The sequence below is a fragment of the Bacillus sp. FSL K6-1003 genome (assembly GCF_037964945.1).
Classification (GTDB): Bacteria; Bacillota; Bacilli; order Bacillales; family Bacillaceae; genus Bacillus; species Bacillus mojavensis.
This window is the reverse complement of record NZ_CP150176.1, coordinates 1277880-1292628: the sequence shown is the minus strand read 5'-3', so window position 1 is coordinate 1292628 and position 14749 is coordinate 1277880. Positions and strand designations below refer to the sequence as shown.

General features: G+C 45.4%; 15 protein-coding genes. 5 read left to right on the top strand and 10 right to left on the bottom strand.

What is annotated here, in order from left to right; translation table 11 throughout:
- Positions 1–82: 82 nt before the first annotated feature.
- From NSU16_RS06670 to NSU16_RS06660, 3 genes are all read right to left on the bottom strand, one after another.
- Entirely contained in the window at positions 83–1261 is a 1179-nt protein-coding gene (locus NSU16_RS06670) for an NAD(P)/FAD-dependent oxidoreductase (protein ID WP_010333868.1), read from the bottom strand.
- 39 nt (positions 1262–1300) lie between these two features.
- Positions 1301–1717, bottom strand: coding sequence for a DUF1641 domain-containing protein (locus NSU16_RS06665; protein ID WP_010333866.1), 417 nt, complete (start codon positions 1715–1717; stop codon positions 1301–1303).
- Between the two features lie 356 nt (positions 1718–2073).
- Positions 2074–2601 (bottom strand): cupin domain-containing protein, encoded by a 528-nt coding sequence (locus NSU16_RS06660; protein WP_339192661.1) that lies wholly within the window; start codon positions 2599–2601, stop codon positions 2074–2076.
- Positions 2602–2732: 131 nt separating this feature from the next.
- Here NSU16_RS06660 and NSU16_RS06655 point away from each other — a divergent pair, with 131 nt between their 5' ends.
- The 3 genes from NSU16_RS06655 (at position 2733) to fetB (ending at position 5331) form a co-directional block, all read left to right on the top strand.
- Positions 2733–3704, top strand: a complete 972-nt coding sequence (locus NSU16_RS06655; RefSeq protein WP_339192366.1) for a multidrug resistance efflux transporter family protein — start codon at positions 2733–2735, stop codon at positions 3702–3704.
- A 122-nt stretch (positions 3705–3826) separates the two neighbouring features.
- Positions 3827–4579 carry an ATP-binding cassette domain-containing protein gene (locus NSU16_RS06650; protein WP_339192364.1) on the top strand — a complete coding sequence of 251 codons (753 nt, stop codon included), beginning with the start codon at positions 3827–3829 and terminating at the stop codon, positions 4577–4579.
- The gene (fetB, locus tag NSU16_RS06645; RefSeq protein WP_339192362.1) at positions 4579–5331 is read left to right on the top strand and encodes an iron export ABC transporter permease subunit FetB; all 753 of its coding nucleotides are present in this window, start codon (positions 4579–4581) and stop codon (positions 5329–5331) included. The genes NSU16_RS06650 and fetB overlap by 1 nt, the downstream gene beginning before the upstream one ends.
- Positions 5332–5373: 42 nt before the next feature.
- Here fetB and NSU16_RS06640 read toward each other — a convergent pair whose 3' ends face one another.
- Positions 5374–6186, bottom strand: coding sequence for a uroporphyrinogen-III synthase (locus NSU16_RS06640; protein ID WP_268448546.1), 813 nt, complete (start codon positions 6184–6186; stop codon positions 5374–5376).
- A gap of 181 nt (positions 6187–6367) precedes the next feature.
- Here NSU16_RS06640 and NSU16_RS06635 point away from each other — a divergent pair, with 181 nt between their 5' ends.
- On the top strand, positions 6368–6553 hold the full coding sequence (locus NSU16_RS06635) for a hypothetical protein (RefSeq protein WP_326191942.1): 186 nt from the start codon (positions 6368–6370) through the stop codon (positions 6551–6553).
- A gap of 37 nt (positions 6554–6590) precedes the next feature.
- Here the strand turns inward: NSU16_RS06635 and NSU16_RS06630 are convergent, their stop codons facing one another.
- Both NSU16_RS06630 and NSU16_RS06625 read right to left on the bottom strand, forming a co-directional pair.
- Positions 6591–7769 carry a macrolide family glycosyltransferase gene (locus tag NSU16_RS06630; RefSeq protein WP_339192360.1) on the bottom strand — a complete coding sequence of 393 codons (1179 nt, stop codon included), beginning with the start codon at positions 7767–7769 and terminating at the stop codon, positions 6591–6593.
- Between the two features lie 22 nt (positions 7770–7791).
- Positions 7792–8982: a cytochrome P450 gene (locus NSU16_RS06625; RefSeq protein ID WP_339192358.1), complete on the bottom strand. Its 1191-nt coding sequence runs from the start codon at positions 8980–8982 to the stop codon at positions 7792–7794.
- A 389-nt stretch (positions 8983–9371) separates the two neighbouring features.
- Here NSU16_RS06625 and NSU16_RS06620 point away from each other — a divergent pair, with 389 nt between their 5' ends.
- On the top strand, positions 9372–9650 hold the full coding sequence (locus NSU16_RS06620) for a hypothetical protein (RefSeq protein WP_010333857.1): 279 nt from the start codon (positions 9372–9374) through the stop codon (positions 9648–9650).
- 30 nt (positions 9651–9680) lie between these two features.
- Here NSU16_RS06620 and NSU16_RS06615 read toward each other — a convergent pair whose 3' ends face one another.
- The 4 genes from NSU16_RS06615 to fdhF all read right to left on the bottom strand — a co-directional run bounded on the left by NSU16_RS06615 (position 9681) and on the right by fdhF (position 14733).
- Complete coding sequence (locus NSU16_RS06615; protein WP_339192660.1) at positions 9681–10307, bottom strand: NUDIX hydrolase; 627 nt, start codon at positions 10305–10307, stop codon at positions 9681–9683.
- A gap of 76 nt (positions 10308–10383) precedes the next feature.
- A complete protein-coding gene (locus NSU16_RS06610) occupies positions 10384–11025 on the bottom strand; it encodes a DUF4352 domain-containing protein (protein ID WP_326191945.1) in 642 nt (213 codons plus the stop codon).
- A 197-nt stretch (positions 11026–11222) separates the two neighbouring features.
- Positions 11223–11783, bottom strand: coding sequence for a DUF1641 domain-containing protein (locus NSU16_RS06605; RefSeq protein WP_059292983.1), 561 nt, complete (start codon positions 11781–11783; stop codon positions 11223–11225).
- Positions 11776–14733, bottom strand: a complete 2958-nt coding sequence (gene fdhF, locus NSU16_RS06600; RefSeq protein WP_339192355.1) for a formate dehydrogenase subunit alpha — start codon at positions 14731–14733, stop codon at positions 11776–11778. The genes NSU16_RS06605 and fdhF overlap by 8 nt, the downstream gene beginning before the upstream one ends.
- Positions 14734–14749: the final 16 nt, after the last annotated feature.

Below are 14749 nucleotides of genomic sequence, written 5' to 3'. Positions count from 1 at the left end.
GTTAGCAAACTAAATAAAAAAGACATTGCCGGAAAGCATCCCGAACGGAACGCTTTGGCAATGTCTGAACCACAACAAAGGATTAGTAAGCCAGGCTGAATAGTCCTTTAATGTGTGTTAAGTAGCGAACGTTACTTGCTTCTTTCATCAAGGAAGCAGGAAGACCTTTAAGCGGTGTAGAATTAGCACCAATGATGGCAACCGCATCTTTGCGTCCAAGACTTGCAAGTGTACCAGAGTTTACTGGCTGGAATGTTTCAAGTGTTTTTCCTTCTAAGTAAGCGAATAGGTTGTAACCGATCAGCTCACCCATTTGCCATGCGATTTGTGCAGTTGGCGGATATGGACGGCCGTCTGGACCAAAGTAAACTGCGCTGTCTCCAGCAACGAATACATCCTCATGTGATGTAGATTGCAGGAAGTCATTTACTGTCGCACGTCCGCGGTTCACTTCAAGGCCTGATTCACCTACTAATGGGTTACCTTGTACGCCGCCAGTCCAAACAAATGTGTTGGCAACCACTTTTGATCCGTCTTTCAGATCAATTACGTTTCCTTCTACATTTGTAACAGGAAGGCCTGTTAAGAACTCAACGCCGCGTTTTTCAAGACTTGCAGTAGCACGTTCGATAAGATCATCCGGAAGAACAGGAAGGATTTTCGGACCTGCTTCAACCAGTTTCAATTTGATTTCTTTATGATCTACGCCGTATTTTTTCGCAAGGTTCGGCATGATGTCAGCAAGCTCACCGACAAGCTCAACGCCTGTTAAGCCGCCTCCGCCGATAAGGATTGTTGCATCTGCTTCGTTTTTCGTTTTAGAGTACTCACGCACACGGTCTTCAACATGTTTGAAGACTTTGTTCGCATCAGCAGCAGATTTAAGAACCATGCTGTTTTCTTCAAGTCCTGGGATGCCGAAGTAAGCAGTGACAGAACCAAGGCCTACTACTAGCGCATCGTAAGTTAATGTAGAACCGTCAGCAAGCGCAACCTCTTTTTTATCAACAGAGAAAGAGCTGACTTCGGCGATTTTAAGATCAATGTCTTTGCCTTTGAAAAGTTTTTCTAACGGCATTGCAACCGCTTTTTCAGACACGTTGCCTGCTGCAAGACGGTGTAATTCCGTAATGATTTGGTGAGTTGGGTATTTGTTTACCACTGTCACGCGTGCTTGTTCTTTTGTGTAGTGTTTGCGAACTGTTAAAGCAGAAAGAACACCGCCATAACCAGCGCCTAAAATGACAATATGTTTTGACATCGTATATCCTCCGTCCTTTATATCAATTTGAATCTGAGATTATTTTTGTTTTTCGTTCATGATTTCAAGGTAGCTGTTAGCAAAACGGAACAGCTTTTGAGCTTGAGGATCTTTCAGCATGCGCAACAGGCCGAAAAGTCCAATCGTTTCGTTGCTAGCATCCGCGCGGTCTTTCGCTTCGATTGCAGTCGCAGCCACTTCTTTTGCTGTTTCTTTTACAGGCTCAAGAATTTCAGTGATCGCACCGACTGTATCGCTTTTCAATACTTCGTCAGTCGCAACAGACTGAGCGAAATCATAAGACTTCGTTAAAATATTCACTAACTCAGTCAGCTTTGGAAGCTGGTCAACTAAAACAGTCAGTGATTCTTGAACTTCTGGCTTTAACAGCTGATCAATAAGATCTTGCTGGCTTTGGCTGACAGACGCATTTGTTTGATCGATTGTTTCTGGCATATCCAATTCTCCTTTACTATAAGCAGTATGCTGATTTTTTGGAAAGGGTAGTGCCTCTCCCTGATCTCATGTTTGAAAGCATGAGAAGAAGGATTGTGAATTCGTGCACAATCATTCGCAAAAATAAATGTTTACTACCCAGTTTTTCATCTTGCCATATTCAGTATTATTTTTATCTCAAAAATAAACCATTGAATAAGTCAAAATCCTTTACTCTCTCTGAAAATAGCAAACATAAAAAACTCCAATTTGATTACCTTCTATATGATAACACTTTTTGAACAAAATTTGAACGTGAATTGCTTCGATTATGAAATTAATTTATATGGTGCCCGTGTCATAACATTTCTTCAGCACTAGTTATTGACAATCCAACAATTTTCTCCCCTGCGACTTACCCATATGTCCAATAGAGGTTCTCTTTTTCCTGTAACTGGATCCAATGCCGGAAGTACTGCTTGCTCTATATTCTCTATTGCAGCCGCTCTTTCATCCGGCTTTCCCGTCTTTATATCATACCGAGAACCTTCTGGATAAGCGCCGATCACGGTAAAATCCGGGCTCGCGCTTAGCTTTTTATGCCCGACGCCGGCTGGAATGACCGCTGCGTCGCCCGTTTTGATAGGAATAGCAGCTCCTTTTTCTCCCCCAAATTGAATAACAGCCTCCCCTCGGACTGCGATTAGGACTTCATGCGTGTTGCTATGATAATGATGGTATGGAAAAACACTGCCCGACCAGCTGTTTAGCCAGCCATGCCGGTTGACGATCCGCTCTGCCAGTTCAGCACGTCCCATAAAAACATTTTTATAGATAACGAGCGGAAAATCAGGGTGATTTGGAATCCTTCCGTCATCCTGAAAAAAGTACGTTTCTGTTTCCATCATCTCGCCTCCCTATTTCTGTCTTCCACATCTATTGATCTGTAAAACATCATTATTTTCTCACAATTCCGTTGATCTGTATCATCCCGGGTAGTATAGTATAAAAAAATAATGCCAGAATGAGGGATTTGATGAAAGCAATTGTAATCGGAATATTGGCTTCTCTCTTTTTCGCCGTTACCTTTATTTTAAACAGGGCGATGGAATTATCCGGAGGCAGCTGGCTTTGGAGCGCCTCGTTACGCTTTATATTTATGGTTCCGTTTTTATGTCTGATTGTCATAATGAAAGGGAAGTTCGTTCCTCTTTTACAAGAAATGCGGAAAAAGCCGTTATTTTGGATAAAGTGGAGCTTTGTCGGCTTTGTGCTTTTTTATGCGCCAATCACGTTTGCCGCCGCATTCGGACCGGGCTGGCTCGTAGCCGGAACATGGCAAATTACCATTGTAGCCGGTGTGCTGCTGTCTCCATTTTTCTATGAGAAAAAAGACACGCCTGGAGGCACTTTGCTCGTTCGGCAAAAGATTCCCCTTGTTTCACTGGGCACTTCCGTCGTCATTCTGATCGGAGCGGCACTGATACAGCTCCAGCATGCAGAATCGCTTTCCGGAAAAATGCTGCTCTTCAGCGTGCTGCCGGTTGTCATCGCGGCTTTCGCCTACCCGCTGGGAAACCGGAGAATGCTTGAGCAATACGGAGGCAGGCTTGATACATTTCAGCGCGTGCTGGGAATGACCCTTGCAAGCCTTCCATTCTGGCTTGTATTGGCAGCTTACGGCTGGTGGTCAGATGGCCTTCCGACAGCGGGGCAAACCGTTCAATCCTTTATCGTTGCCGTCAGCTCAGGCATCATTGCGACCGTTTTATTTTTCTGGGCAACGGATATGGTAAGGGATAACCCGCAAAAGCTCGCTGCTGTTGAAGCAACACAATCCGGGGAAGTGATATTCGCTTTGCTTGGTGAAATAATCCTGCTGTCAGGAGTTTTCCCTTCCATTTTATCGTTTACCGGCTTAATGATCATTATTGCCGGAATGGTGCTACATACCTTCGCTTCCCAACAAAAACCCAAAAAGAAAACGCAGTCAAATCTGACTGTATAGCAGCGGCTGGAGAATGGGCGAAAACCCGTTCTCCTTTCTTTTTTAACTCCTTCCAAAAGAGACCTGTTTCACGTTATATTTATGTAGAGTCTAAGCCCACTTAACTGAAAGGTGATATTTTAATGGAAGCAAACAATCAAAAAGACGATATACCAGCGATCTCATTCACATCTGTGCGAAAAAGCTATGAACAAGAGGGACAAACCTATGACGTATTGAAGGCTGTCACCGGAGACATTCAACAGGGAGCAATCGTGACCGTTTTGGGCCCTTCCGGTTCAGGTAAAAGCACACTGCTGTCCATGTGTAATTTGATGAAAACACCGGATCACGGTGAAGTGAAGATTTACGGAAAGGAAGTCAGAGACTGGAATGTGAATAAACTAAGGCGGACGGCCGCACTCGCCTTTCAATCCGCTCCCGTCCTTGACGGAACGGTGCGTGACAATTTGAGTCTGGTACAGAAGCTGCATCAAACCCAGCTTTACTCTCCTGAAGAGCTCGCTTCATTGACAGGCCTGTCTCCAGAGCTGTTAGACAGGAGCGCCAAGGATTTATCCGGCGGACAGCGGCAAAGGCTCTCACTTGCCAGAACACTCGCAAACCCTTCCTCCATCCTATTATTGGACGAAATTACATCTGCCCTGGACCCTGTTTCTGCTCTGGAGATTGAAGAGCTAATCAAAAAGCAGCATCAAGAGAAAAAACTGACGGTGATGTGGGTGACCCATAACATGGAACAGGCGAAACGAGTAGCCGATACCATTTGGTTTATGGCTGATGGCCGGCTGTTGGAAATCGCGGAGACAGACACATTTTTCTCGCGTCCTCAGCATGAAGCAGCCCGTGAATTTTTGAAGGGAGGCACACGGTAATGGATTACCTTTCTCTCTCATTAACCATGATCTTTGTGCTGATTGCCTTGTTTTTATCAAAATCCTTTAAAGCCGACGTTGAAAAAGATATGATAATCGCAACGATCCGGGCGGCGGTACAGCTGCTTGTGATCGGTTATGTGCTATCGCTGATATTTCATGGAGACCACCCTGTGTTTATCCTGCTGATGGTGCTGTTAATGCTGGGGGTGGCAGCCCAAAACGTCGTCAAAAGAAAGAAAATGAAAATCGGTTCTTTTTGGAGGGTGTTTCTGGCCTTAGCGATTGTAGAAATCGTCACCCAAGGTATTCTTCTGGCGCTTCACATCATCCCGCTTACCGCACGGTATGTCATCCCGATCAGCGGAATGGTCATTGGAAATTCAATGGTGCTCGCGAGCCTTTTTTTAAACCGGCTCAGCTCCGAGGTCGGGGTGCGCAAAGAAGAAATTCAATTGATTTTGTCGCTTGGCGGCACACCAAAACAATCCATACAGCATATCCTGACTTCCGCTATGAAAATGAGTATGATCCCAACGCTGGAAAGCCAGAAAACACTTGGGCTTGTCCAGCTTCCCGGCATGATGACCGGCCAAATCTTAGCGGGCGCCGATCCGATTCAGGCGGTTCGCTTTCAGCTTTTGATTGTTTTTACAACGATGGCGTCCGCTGCGCTGACATGTGTCATACTCAGCGTACTGACATACCCGTCATTATTCACCGCGCATCAGCAATTAAAGGAAAATGGATAACGACAAAGCCGCTTCCCATTTGGAAAGCGGCTTTTGTACTGGTTATTCCTTTTCTTCATAATACTTGGACAGCTCAATAATCATCGCGCCCATCCGCTCAATCTCCGGTGCAAGCAGCCTTGTAATACCTTCTTCCCGCAGCGCTTCAGCAGTCACTTTTCCGACAGCCGCTGCGATGACACGCTCTTCGAATACAGCCTTCACTTCATTGATAAAGCCGCGCTCCTTGGCAAAATCAAACAGAGAACGAACCTGAATCGCCGTGGTAAAACAAACAGCATCCAATTCACCATTCAGCAGTTCTCGGCATAACTGTTCCACCGTTTCCTTCTCTGGCGGGATATGCTGATATGGAAGGATCGGCAAAACTGAAGCTCCTTTTTCTTTCAAAAATGCTATAAGGGCGGGTGCATTTTCTCCGTGGAGCTGCACCATTACTTTTTTTCCTGAAAAATCGTAAGGCTCCAAGGACCGGATCAATCCGCTGGTTGTCCCATCTTCATCAGAAGCCTCTGCTGTGATTCCGAGCTTTTTTAACGCAGACAATGTTTTGTACCCTCGGCATGCCGCTTTAGCCTGGCGAATCGCCAGCAGGAACTCGTCCTTTACGCCGATTTTCTCTGCCATCTTCACAAGCGTCTCCGTACCGATGCCTGTCGTAAAGATCACCCAATCGGCTTTTTCTTCCGCAAATTTGCGCAGCTCCGGCTCCACCTGTTCCTCTGCCAAATATACCGTTCCTTGGAGAGAACGGACGACAGGAATTCCACCCTGTTTTTCAATGATTGTGCTGATTTCTTCGGTTTTCCGAGAACCGCCGATCGCAACGCGTTTTCCATGTAAACCTTTCCCCATATCCGTTCCTCTCCTCTTTGCCAGCTTAGGCTTTATATGTATATAACCTTTAATAAAGCTATTGTGTCGCAAATCAAAGGAGAAATCAAGATGAACCAAATGCCTCTCATTACCCGTTGAATACACCGGGTGCATGCTATAATATAAACAATAGACACGTTTTTTTAACGGAGGATCGATCATGGAAATAAAAGAAGAATACGAAACAAAAGGCTACGACACATCGGTAATTTACGAATTCAACGAATATCCGGACGTCCACAGCGGGCGCTGCGACAATTGTGACTACACACTGTTCAAAAGCTCCGTAAAAGGCGGAAAGTTTTTGAGAGAATGCCGTAGATGCGGGATGAAAAAAAACATTTAAACAGAAAACCGAAATCAAATTGATTTCGGTTTTTATGTTACTGCGGTACAGCGGATTTTTTTATAAACGCTTCAATCTCAGCTGCCGCACGCTCCGCTCCGCCTGCTTCTTTTACATCCTTTTGCATATTCTTGACGCGGCTGAGCACCTCTTGATCACCGGATACCGCCTGAACCGCTTCCTGAAGCCTGGAAACAGTCACTTCTTCTTTCTGCAAATAAACGCCAAGGCCTAATTCATCGACACGCTTTGCAGTGAGCTCCTGCTCATACATTTGCGGAATGACGACGAGCGGCACACCGGCATTCATCGCCTCCATCGTACTGTTCATCCCGCCATGAGAAATAAACAAATCGGCTTTCGCCAATACCTCAAGCTGCGGCACGCTTTGGCGAATGGTAAAGTTAGCAGGGATCTCATCCAGGCTTTCAGGATCAATCGTTTTCCCGACAGACATAATCACTTGCCATGAAGAATTCCGAAATGCCTCGATGCACATCTTGTAAAATTCCGGCCATGCGTTAAACGCCGTTCCCAATGAAATCAGCATAAGCGGGCCATCACCCTTTTCAATTTCTAAACTTTCTTGTTCCGTCCGTTTCCCAAGAGATGGGCCGACAAAACAGAAACGGTCATCGAACGTCTCATGCTGAATCTGAAAAGACTTCGGCATAAAGACAATATTTAATGCTTCCGGCACAGCTAACTGTTCAAATGAAACAGCCGGCAATTGCTCTTGCTCCAAATAGGCTTTAAATTCAGCCTCTGCTTCTTTCATTTTTAACAGCATGTCTTCACTTCCGAGCTGAAAGGATTCATTTTGGGCATATGAGGAACAAAGCTTGATGACCGGTATATGAAGCTTGTCAGCAAACAATTTTCCCGCTAGCGCAATAAAATCATAGATAATCAGATCAGGATGATCATTCTGATATAAATCCTCAAGCTGCGGAAGAATGCTAAGTGATTCTTTTAAGATACTGATCGGCGTCTCATTTTTTTCTATCATCTCCCTGATTTGCTTAGGATCAATATTCAAGGATGTATGATAGATCAATGCTTCTGCACCGGCTTGCTGAACACTGGCGGCGAACTCCTCAGTCGTCGCATATGTGACACGATGCCCTTTCTCACAAAGCTTCTCCACTAATGCAAGCGTAGGATTGACATGCCCGTACGCCGGGATGTTGATAATCGAAATATGGTGCTTTTTCATGAATCTCCAGTCTCCTTATCTATTAAATTTTCACACGGAAGCTTTTTAATCCGTATATCACACTGTTTTTAATCGGAGTGATACTGACGCATTCCATATGAGGAAAAGCAGAAATCAAGGATGTTAACGCGATCTTTGCTTCAAGCCGTGCAAGCGGAGCCCCGAGACAAAAATGAATGCCGTGGCCAAACGCAATATGCGGATTGGGATGGCGGTGAATATCAAACATGTGCGCCCTGTCAAACTTCGCTTCATCACGATTTGCTGATGCCACAAAAGCCAGAACCATATCACCTTTTTTCATCTGATGCCCTCCGATCTCCGTATCCCGCTTGGCAATGCGCCTCAAAAGAGGTGCGGGCGCTCTGAAACGCAGAGCTTCCTCCACCGCCTGAGGCACCAGCTCTGGATGCCGCCGCAATTCGTCATAGGCACCCGGCGTGTCTAAAATGCTGTACATCGCGTTTGAAATCAAGTTCGTTGTCGTTTCGTTTCCCGCCACCAGCAGCAATGTACAAAACGGAATCAGATCTTCTCCAGAAAGCTTTTCGCCGGTTTCTTCCGCTTTAATTAAAATGGAGATGATGTCTTGTTCCGGTTTCTTCCGTTTTTCTTCTATGATGCCGGCAAAAAACGCGGCCAGTTCTTCCTCGCACTTGTTTCGCTCTTCCAGAAAGACTTTCTCCGCCTCCTCACTTCCATCCCTTGGTGTGCTCACCAATATATCAGACCATGTCTTAAACGCATCCATATGCTCTGAAGGCACGCCTAAAAGCTCGGATATCACAATGACAGGAAGCGGATATGAGAAATCTTGAACCAAATCAAACTCGCTTCGTCCCTGAAATTTTTGGATCAGTTCATCTGTGATTTCCTGAATTCTCGGTTCCCATTGCTTCATCACGCGCGGTGTGAACGCTTTATTCACAACAGAACGGATTTGCGTATGCCTTGGCGGGTCCATATTAATGATCGAATTTCCGATAGAACTTGTCTGCTCCGGCATATAACTGGAGAAAAGCTCTTTATCCCCAATGACTTTTTTGACATCATCATAAAGAAAAACGCTCCACACTTCATTTTCTTCATCAAAGGAAACAGGCGCTTCCTTTCTCATCGATTCGTACCACGGAAACGGATGATAAGCATCCTGGTTATTTTTTCCGTTCATCAATGCACGCTGCAAAGCTTGTCGCCGATTTACCACATTCATGCGTTTCCCCTCCCCATGAAAGAAAAGATTCAGCAATTGACGAACTTCACCACCTCCTGCTATCGAAAAAAAGAGGGATATCCATTTTGTCGTCTGAAACAGCAGGCAGGTTTTCAAGATGCCGGTGCAGGCATCATATAATCCCCCTCGAATGTTGTTCATCTTACCATAATCTTTCAATTTTTTTCTATTACGCACACCCGATTTGATTCACAATGTGACCTTAGGCATGCCCATCCATATAAGAACCGCAATCAATAGCTTATGAAAATCTCACATGCCATCCTCATTCGCAACATAAGCACTACTTTAAAAGATGACTTTTCCATTATGTAATCCAAGCGAAAGATATGATTAAATAGAAAGTAAAATGGTGAAGGAGAGAACAAATGACAGCACAGATCAACCGCAAGAAACTCGTTGTCGGCATCGTACTTTCACTTGCATTTGTATTGTTTGTGTTCTCTTTTTCTGAGAGACATTCAAAGCCGCTCGTTGAGGGATCAAAACAGGAAAACTGGCATACTGTCGTTGACAAAGCCTCTGTCGACATATATGGAAGCCGTTTAGTTGAAGAAAGCAAACTAAAACAAAGGCTCGGCCATAAACAAGCTGATTCGGTACTAACCCTTCTGAAGCTTGCCAGCCAAAAACATATTGTCTTGTAAAACAAAAAAGAGCCTCCGGCTCTTTTTTGTTTAATCAAATACGGTTTTCTTATCCGGATGACGCTGAAAGTCAAAAAGCATGCTGAGCTGTGACTGAGTGTTTCGTTTCGGAGAAAGCGGCGGGAGCCTGTCTTCCGGAAAAAAAGCGGCATGGTTCGTCTCGATCCCGGTTTTCTGCTGCCCGCCCGTTATGCTGCATTCAATGAAGATCTTATAGTAATGATAAGGCTGAGGGGGGTGAGGATGCTTATGACTGTCCAGCACGGCCAGTAATTGAGAAGGCACTGTATCGTACCCCGACTCTTCTTTGATTTCCTTGATCACATTTTCAGCGGGCGATAAACCAATTTCGCAAAACCCGCCCGGAAGTGACCACAGCTCGTCATGCTTCTCCCGGACAAGCAATATGCAATTCTCTCGAAATACCGCGCCGCGAACATCCGCCTTCGGTGTCGGGTAGCCTTTCTCGCCTTTCCATAAATCAGTGATGACTTCAATGTCCTTCTTCGAGTAATCCGCCATCATCTCTGAGCTGAGCTTCATCAGCTCTTCGTACCTTTCCCTGTCATACACATCCTTGGAAAAAGCAAGCCCCGACTGTGCGATCGCCTGAATCCGCTGGGCCCGTTCAAGCCACTTGGTTTGCACGTTTATCACTCGTCCTTTCAAGTTATTTTTCTCTATAAAAAATGCACGTTTCACTAATGAAAAACGTGCAACTTTAAATCAAGTTCTAATCTAATTTCACCAAATAATCAATATCGTCCTTTACTCTCTCTTCAGTATTACTGCTATTTGTATCAGCTAAAAACGGATTATATACCAGTGTGTAATGTTTCTGTTCTCCTTTAGGGATGACATAACTGAGTACACCTGTAACCTTTTTCCCTGGTGTCAGTGTTCCTGTCATCAGGATCCTGCCCTTCTCTTCTATTGAAAAAACCGGCTGGACTGATTGATTTTTCTTGTCTTTTAAGTCTAACCCGAGAAAATTGTATTGCACTGAATCTTTCCCTATGTTTTCTATCGTAACTTCTATAATGAGCCGTTCCTCATCATCTTTTATTGTTTTTGGCTTCGAGCCTACAGCTCCTCCAAATTTCGAATATTCACCTTTTTGCACTCTATCAACTTTATTCACTGTAAAATTCGTATGTCCCGCTTTAAACGTTTCTCCTATTTTATGTATTTGATCATCTTTTTTAATCTTCGGCTCACCGCCTTTTTTCAGTTCCTTATCAAGTTCCTTTTCAAGCTCTTCTTGCGATTTTTTTTCTTTCGGCTTTTCCTTTTCAGACGCATCGCTTGATTGGCTGCACGCTGAAAGCGCAAACCCGATCGTCAGTACAAATAATAGTAATAAGACTTTTCTCATGACTGTTCCCCCATCTAAAGTAATCGTTTTCTATTATAATCATATTTTTCCTTTTCTTAACAGGTAAGAAAGTAGCAAATTTATCTACATCATTCATTACAAAGTCACTTCTTTCTAGTATTTGAACATTTTTCACTAGTCCATTAGACCTTTTCATCAAAAAACCCGAGCTGGCAGCAGCCGGCTCGGGTGGGTGGTCAATCTCGCTTATCCATTCCCCTTTTCTCTCGGGGTTCCTGATGATGTTTTTGATGCTCCGGAGGCTGAGTTGTGCGTTCCAGCTCCTTTGTATCTTGTCCCATTCCTTTTAAAAAGGAGAACAGCAGCGTAACCGCTTTGTTGATTTCCGGGTCTTTAAGCGACCGGATGATATCAAAATAACCTGTTTTCTCTTCACTGTTCTTCTGTTCTACCGCGTTCGCCACACCGGCATTCACTTTCAAAATGAGCGGCTCCAGCTGTTTGACATCCAGCATGCCAAGCGTTCCAAACAGGAGAAGCAGGTTTTTAAGCATATTGGCCGTTTCCTCTGTATCTGCCTTTTTCACTAGGATGTCAAGGACTTTATCACCTTGGCCAAAAAGACCGCGGAGCAAGGGCAGTACGCCCCGATCGTTCATGTGCCCAAGCATTTGCAGCGTCTCCAGAATGGCTTCTTTGTTGTCGACTAAGGCATCTTCGATTTCTTCTAAATCACGTTTGCGCTGATCTTCTTCGGTCACCTGTACTTTCTGAATGCGTTTAATCGCTTTAGCCATTGTGCCCAAGCCCCCTTTTCACTGCGTCGCCAGGGAAAATGTAATCCTTCCGCGCCCATTTCTTATGAACCTGCACACCAATTTGCGGCTGCGGGTTTCCGTTGCGGTGATTGATTTTAGGCAGCGGATTGATTCCATCCTGCTTCAAGATTTCCATCTTCGCTGATGTTTCTTTGTAAGCAGGCGTGTCGGTATCCTTGTCCGCGTGGCTGCCTGTTAACAGGTTAATCGCCGCTTCCCCAGAATCGTTCATTGGCAGATACACTTCCTTCCCTTTGACACGATCGGTGATCAGGCATTTCACCTTCACATTTCCAAAAGGCGATGTGAGTCTGACAAGGGTCCCGTCCTGAATCCCCCGTTCTGCCGCAAGCTCTGGAGAAATTTCTAAGAATACATGCGGCGTTTTTTCAGAAATGCCTTTTGATTTATACGTCAGGTTTCCTTCGTGGAAATGCTCCAAGAGCCTGCCGTTATTTACATGGATATCATATTCTTCACCGAACTCCTCGGGCTCAGTCCATTGAACCGGATAAAGAATCGCTTTGCCGTCCGGGAAAGGAAAACGCTCTGTAAAGAGTAAAGGCGAATCCTTCCCATCAGCACGAACAGGCCATTGCAGGGAATTGTAGCCCTCAAGACGTTCATAGGTTACTCCTGCATAAATTGGTGACAGCATTGCAGCTTCTTCCATTATGTCGGAAGGATGCTCATAATTCCAATTGGCCCCAAGCTTATTCGCTATCTCCATAATAATCTGCCAGTCCGGCTTTGATTCACCCAGAGGTTCAAATACCTGGTATAAACGCTGAATACGGCGTTCAGTATTTGTAAAGGTTCCTTCTTTTTCAAGGCTCGGGCTCGCAGGAAGAACAACATCTGCAAATTCTGCCGTCCGAGATAGGAAAATGTCCTGCACAACAAAGAAATCAAGCTTTTCATATGCGGCGTGCACATGATTGATATTTGAGTCGACAAGACCCATTTCCTCCCCTTTTACATACATCGCTTTCAGCTGTCCGGAATGGATTTTTTCAATCATTTCATGGTTGGTCATGCCCGGCTCCTTCGGCAGCTGCACACCCCAGGCTTGTTCGTATTTCTTGCGGACTTGTTCATCCTTCACTTTTTCATAGCCCGGCAGGCTGTCAGGCATGCTTCCGAAGTCACTTGCCCCCTGGACGTTGTTATGGCCGCGTAATGGATAAGAACCCGCACCCGGTTTTCCGTAGTTACCTGTGACAAGCAGCAAATTTGAAATCGCAGTGCTTGTATCGCTGCCTCCAATGTGCTGGGTCACACCCATGGCCCACAACGCGCACACACTGTCAGCCTCATGAATCATTTCAGCCATTTGGATCAGGGTTTGTCTATCAATTCCGGTTTTCTCCTCTGCATATTCAAGTGTGTACGGCGCAAGGCTTTTCACGTATTCATCCCGACCGTTGACCCTTTCCTGCAAAAAGCGTTCATCGGCCTTGCCGCTTTCAATCAGATATTTGGCGATGGCATTCAGCCAGACGATATCTGATCCGGCACGCGGCTGGACAAATAGATCAGAACGCTCAGCCATTTCGTGTTTTCTGATATCGGCCACGATGACCTTCTGCCCTCTCAGCTTGTGAGCCCGTTTAATGCGGGTAGACAATACCGGGTGCGACTCTGACGTGTTCGAACCGATAATCAAAACTAGATCTGCCTGGGCGATATCTGTAATCGATCCTGAGTCACCGCCATATCCAACTGTCCGGAACAGTCCGGCAGTAGCCGGAGACTGGCAATAGCGCGAGCAGTTATCCACATTATTTGTGCCGATAACCCCTCTGGCCAGCTTTTGCATCAGGTAGGATTCCTCATTCGTACATTTAGACGACGTGATAAAAGCAAGTGAGTCAGGGCCATATTCTTCTTTCAATTCAGTGAACTTGCCGGCGATCAGTGTTAAAGCTTCTTCCCACTCTGCTTCCCGGAAATGGTCGCCTTCGCGGATGAGCGGTTTTGTCAGACGCTCCTCGCTGTTTACAAAATCCCAGCCGAACTTGCCTTTTACACAAGTGGAAATGCCATTGGCGGGCGCCTCCTCCTGCGGCTCCACTTTCAGAATATCTCTGCCCTTTGTCCAAACATCAAAACTGCAGCCGACACCGCAATAGGTGCAGACGGTTTTGGTTTTTTTGATTCGTTCATCACGCATGGCAGATTCCATGTCAGAAATGGCGAGAATCGAGCCGTAACCTGTCTCTACGCCTTTCGTGATCTCAATCATCGGGCGCAGTGACTTGTTATTGATGCCTGTTAAATATCCTGCTTCCCCTTCCATTCCTTTTTCCATCATCGCGTTGCACGGACATACGGTTGAGCAATGGCCGCACGACACACATGACGACTCGTTAATCGGCACGTCATGATCCCAAATGACGCGCGGGCGTTCCCGCTCCCAGTCAATCGTCAGTGTTTCTGTCACCTGTACATCTTGGCATGCTTCGACACAGCGGCCGCACAAAATACATTGATCAGGATCATACCGGTAAAACGGATGGGACTCATCCTTATGATAAGGCTTATGATCAAACGGGATGCTTTGGTGATTGATTTTCATTTCCTTCACCGTATTATGTATTTCGCATCCTCCATTGTTGTAATCGCAAACTGTACAGTAAAGCTCATGATTATATAAGATTTTATCCATCCCGATGACCTGTGCTTTTTTCACATTAGACGAAACCGTATCAATGACATCGCCATCCTTTATTTCAGCAGAGCACGATCTCTTCAGCTCACCATTGATGCTGACGATACACGTATCACATGTTTCAATCGGCCCAAGGCTCGGATGATAGCATACTTGCGGCACTTCGATTGAACTGTTATTCAAAAGCTGCAGCACCGTCTGGTCTCCGGCTGTCTCTAACTCAACGCCGTTAATTGTTACTTTTTTTGTGTCCGCCATCTCCATTCCCCTTTCT

What these genes read in the sequence shown, in the direction of transcription:
- NSU16_RS06670 (WP_010333868.1), bottom strand. Translation starts at nt 1,261, where the DNA reads ATGTCAAAACATATTGTCATTTTAGGCGCTGGTTATGGCGGTGTTCTT.
- NSU16_RS06665 (WP_010333866.1), bottom strand. Translation starts at nt 1,717, where the DNA reads ATGCCAGAAACAATCGATCAAACAAATGCGTCTGTCAGCCAAAGCCAG.
- NSU16_RS06660 (WP_339192661.1), bottom strand. Translation starts at nt 2,601, where the DNA reads ATGGAAACAGAAACGTACTTTTTTCAGGATGACGGAAGGATTCCAAAT.
- NSU16_RS06655 (WP_339192366.1), top strand. Translation starts at nt 2,733, where the DNA reads ATGAAAGCAATTGTAATCGGAATATTGGCTTCTCTCTTTTTCGCCGTT.
- NSU16_RS06650 (WP_339192364.1), top strand. Translation starts at nt 3,827, where the DNA reads ATGGAAGCAAACAATCAAAAAGACGATATACCAGCGATCTCATTCACA.
- fetB (WP_339192362.1), top strand. Translation starts at nt 4,579, where the DNA reads ATGGATTACCTTTCTCTCTCATTAACCATGATCTTTGTGCTGATTGCC.
- NSU16_RS06640 (WP_268448546.1), bottom strand. Translation starts at nt 6,186, where the DNA reads ATGGGGAAAGGTTTACATGGAAAACGCGTTGCGATCGGCGGTTCTCGG.
- NSU16_RS06635 (WP_326191942.1), top strand. Translation starts at nt 6,368, where the DNA reads ATGGAAATAAAAGAAGAATACGAAACAAAAGGCTACGACACATCGGTA.
- NSU16_RS06630 (WP_339192360.1), bottom strand. Translation starts at nt 7,769, where the DNA reads ATGAAAAAGCACCATATTTCGATTATCAACATCCCGGCGTACGGGCAT.
- NSU16_RS06625 (WP_339192358.1), bottom strand. Translation starts at nt 8,982, where the DNA reads ATGAATGTGGTAAATCGGCGACAAGCTTTGCAGCGTGCATTGATGAAC.
- NSU16_RS06620 (WP_010333857.1), top strand. Translation starts at nt 9,372, where the DNA reads ATGACAGCACAGATCAACCGCAAGAAACTCGTTGTCGGCATCGTACTT.
- NSU16_RS06610 (WP_326191945.1), bottom strand. Translation starts at nt 11,025, where the DNA reads ATGAGAAAAGTCTTATTACTATTATTTGTACTGACGATCGGGTTTGCG.
- NSU16_RS06605 (WP_059292983.1), bottom strand. Translation starts at nt 11,783, where the DNA reads ATGGCTAAAGCGATTAAACGCATTCAGAAAGTACAGGTGACCGAAGAA.
- fdhF (WP_339192355.1), bottom strand. Translation starts at nt 14,733, where the DNA reads ATGGCGGACACAAAAAAAGTAACAATTAACGGCGTTGAGTTAGAGACA.